Origin of the sequence: Nocardiopsis sp. TNDT3, from assembly GCF_003427465.1 — a bacterium.
GTDB lineage: Bacteria > Actinomycetota > Actinomycetes > Streptosporangiales > Streptosporangiaceae > Nocardiopsis > Nocardiopsis dassonvillei.
Genome location: NZ_QPFC01001136.1, coordinates 1 through 3,075 on the forward strand (window position 1 = coordinate 1; position 3,075 = coordinate 3,075).

Annotated in this window: 4 protein-coding genes; all 4 read right to left on the reverse strand. The window is 74.5% G+C overall.

The window, feature by feature from the left end; translation table 11 throughout:
* On the reverse strand, positions 1-490 hold a 490-nt coding region (locus DQW06_RS24765; protein WP_157983595.1), incomplete at its 3' end, for a glycosyltransferase family 2 protein.
* Between the two features lie 18 nt (positions 491-508).
* Positions 509-1,630: an NAD(P)-dependent oxidoreductase gene (locus DQW06_RS24770; protein WP_117199409.1), complete on the reverse strand. Its 1,122-nt coding sequence runs from the start codon at positions 1,628-1,630 to the stop codon at positions 509-511.
* Between the two features lie 101 nt (positions 1,631-1,731).
* Positions 1,732-2,376: a vitamin K epoxide reductase family protein gene (locus DQW06_RS24775; RefSeq protein WP_117199410.1), complete on the reverse strand. Its 645-nt coding sequence runs from the start codon at positions 2,374-2,376 to the stop codon at positions 1,732-1,734.
* A complete protein-coding gene (locus tag DQW06_RS24780; protein WP_117199411.1) occupies positions 2,373-3,053 on the reverse strand; it encodes a thioredoxin domain-containing protein in 681 nt (226 codons plus the stop codon). Before DQW06_RS24780 ends, DQW06_RS24775 begins: the two co-directional genes overlap by 4 nt.
* Positions 3,054-3,075 lie beyond the last annotated feature (22 nt).

The window sequence follows — 3,075 nt, forward strand, 5'->3', positions numbered from 1 at the left end:
GCACCCCGGTCCGCGAACGCAGCATCCGCGCGACGACGGCGTTGCCGATCCTGGCGTGCGCCGGCCAGACCCCCCGGCGGACGGGGCGCCGCCTGCCCAGGACCAGGTCCGCCCCGCCGACCCGCACCCGTTCCACCATCTGCGGGAGCAGGGCGGGGTCCAGGGAGGCGTCGCAGTCGCAGAAGCAGACGAACTCGGCGGTCGCGGCGGACAGGCCCGCGTGGCACGCCGCGCCGAACCCCCTGCGGGGTTCGGAGACGACGAGGGCCCCCAGCTCCGCGGCGATGCCCGCCGAGCCGTCCGTGGACCCGTTGTCCACGACGATCGCCCGCCACCCCGGTGGGACGCGTTCGATGACCCAGGGCAGGGCGGACGCCTCGTCCAGACAGGGCAGCACCACGTCGACCGGTGGCGGCGGGTCGCCGCCCGCCGTGTCGGGCGGCGCCTGCGCCGGTTCGTCCTGGCCGTACTCGTGTGGTTCTCTGCTCACCCTGGTTACGCTACGAAGTCATGTGGACACAGGCCGGGAAAGGCGGTCGCGACACGCGGACACCTCGGCCTCCGACGCCGCCGAACCGGTCGAACCGCGCAGTTCGGCGCGGGCGAACTCGACCATCCCCTCGGCGAAGCCGACCCTGGGCCGCCAGGACAGCTCCCGCCTCAGCCGGTCGGAGGAGGCGGTGATGTGCCGGACGTCGCCGAGCCGGTACTCGCCGGTGACCAGGGGCTCCGGGCCGCCGTGCGCGTCCGCGAGCGCCCGGGCCATCTCGCCGATGGTGTGCGGGGTCCCGCTGCCGGTGTTGAAGGCGGACAGCTCCCCCGGGGCCCTGCCCGCGACGGCCTCCAGGGCCGCCACGTTGGCCCGCGCCACGTCGCCCACGTGCACGAAGTCGCGCCGCTGGCGGCCGTCCTCGAACACGCGGGGCGCCTCGCCCCGGGCCAGCGCCGAGCGGAAGAAGGAGGCCACGCCCGCGTACGGGGTGTCGCGCGGCATCCCCGGCCCGTACACGTTGTGGTAGCGCAGCGACACCGCGCGTCCGCCGACGGACCGGGCCCACGCCGCGCACAGGTGCTCCTGCGCCAGCTTCGTGGTGGCGTAGACGTTGCGCGGGTCGCTCGGCGCGTCCTCCCCCACCAGGCCGGGCACGAGCGGCGCCCCGCACCGGGGGCACGGCGGGTCGAACACCCCCGCCCGCAGGTCCGCCTCCGCCCTCGGGCCGGGGCGGACGTCGCCGTGCTCGGGGCACGTGTAGCGTCCCTCCCCGTAGACGACCATCGAACCGGCCATGACGATGTCGCGGACGCCGGTCCTGGCCATGGCGGCCAGCAGGACCGCCGTGCCCAGGTCGTTGCAGCGGACGTAGTCGGGGGCGTCCAGGAAGTCCGCGGAGCCCAGCCCCACCATCGCCGCCTGGTGGCAGACCGCGTCCACGCCCCGCAGGGCGCGTTCGACGATCTCGCCGTCCCGGACGTCGCCCACGACGTCCACGGTTCTGTGCTCGGTGTCCCTCCCGGTGTGGGCCTGGGGCAGGTAGGCGTCGAGGGTGACCGCCTCGTGCCCGGCCAGGCGGAGTTCCTCCGCGACCCTCGATCCGATGAACCCGGCACCACCCGTGACCAGTACGCGCATGGACCCAACCTACGTTTCGCGCACGGTCCGTCACGGGTTGCGCCACGCGCGTCGGCGCCGATCCGCCGACGCGCGTGACGGCCCGTAGGGGGAGGACGGGCTCACAGCAGCGTGGACCAGTAGGTCCAGAACGCCTGGGCGACCGCGCCGACGACCGCCAGCGCCCAGACGGTGAGCACGACGGTGTGGTTGCGGGCCAGCAGGTCCAGGGGTCCGGCGGCCCACGCCGGCGCGGGCAGGTGCGCGGAGCGCACGTTGTGCAGCGTGACGTACCAGAAGAGGGGAATCGTCACCGCCCACACGACCAGGCAGTACGGGCACAGCGCGCCGATGCGGTACAGGCTCTGGAAGATCAGCCAGTGCACGAAGACGGCGCCGAACACCACGCCCGCCTGGAGTCCGAGCCAGAACCAGCGGTCCAGGCGCGCCCCGGCGGCCAGCGCCGCGCCCGCGGTGGTGACCACGGCGAAGCAGACCACGCCGATGACCGGGTTGGGCACGCCGAGGACCTCGGCCTGCGGGGTGGCCATGACGGTGCCGCAGGAGAGCACCGGGTCGAGGCTGCACGCGGGCACGTGCCCGGGGTCGGCCAGCACCCGGATTTTCTCCACCAGCAGGGCCAGGGCCGCGAGCAGCCCGGCGCCGCCGCCCAGGGTGAGCAGCCAGGGCAGGGCCCGGCTGATGACGGGTGTCGCGGCCCCGGGCGGGGACGCCGCGGCGCGGCGGGGCGCGGTAGTGGTGTTCAACCCTCCAGCTCCCGGTCGATCATCGCCGAGAGCGTCTCGTAGCCGGGCATGCTCGGGGTGGGACGGCCGTTGACGAAGATGGTCGGGGTGCCCCGCACGCCCAGGGCCACGCCGTCCCGGAAGTCGGACCGCACGCGCTCCAGCGTGGCGGGGTCCTCCACGGCCCGGGCGAACTCCTCCGTGTCCAGGCCCAGGTCCTCGGCGAAGCCGACGAACACCTCGGCCTTGGAGTCCCGGGACTCGCCCCACTCGGCCTGGGTCTCGTACATCCGGACGTACATCTGTTCCAGCGCGCCCTGCTGGGCGGCGGCCTCCACGGCCGCGGCGGCGGGCTCGGCGTTGGTGTGCCCGGGCATGGGGAAGTAGCGGATGACCGTGTTGATCCGCCCGTCGTAGTCCTCGCGGATCCGTTCCATGACGGGGAACTGGGCGCGGCAGGCCTCGCACTCGAAGTCGAGGAACTCCACGACCGTCACCGGCGCCTCCTCCACCCGGTCGAGGTGGCGGCTGTCCTCGCGGACCAGGAGCCCGGCCGGTGCGGTGGGTGCGGCCTGCGGGTCGGCGGAGCCGTCCGGGGCCGCGGGGGCGCCGCCCCGGTCGTCGAGGGCGACGAGGAGGCCCAGTCCGATGACGGCGACCATGATCAGGCCGAGGGTGATGCCGAGGTTCTTGCTCATGTGGGTGTCCTGGGGTGCGGGG

Bases quoted from the DNA above. Each gene is read 5' to 3' on its own strand.
- DQW06_RS24770 (WP_117199409.1), bottom strand. From the start codon at position 1,630: ATGCGCGTACTGGTCACGGGTGGTGCCGGGTTCATCGGATCGAGGGTC.
- DQW06_RS24780 (WP_117199411.1), bottom strand. From the start codon at position 3,053: ATGAGCAAGAACCTCGGCATCACCCTCGGCCTGATCATGGTCGCCGTC.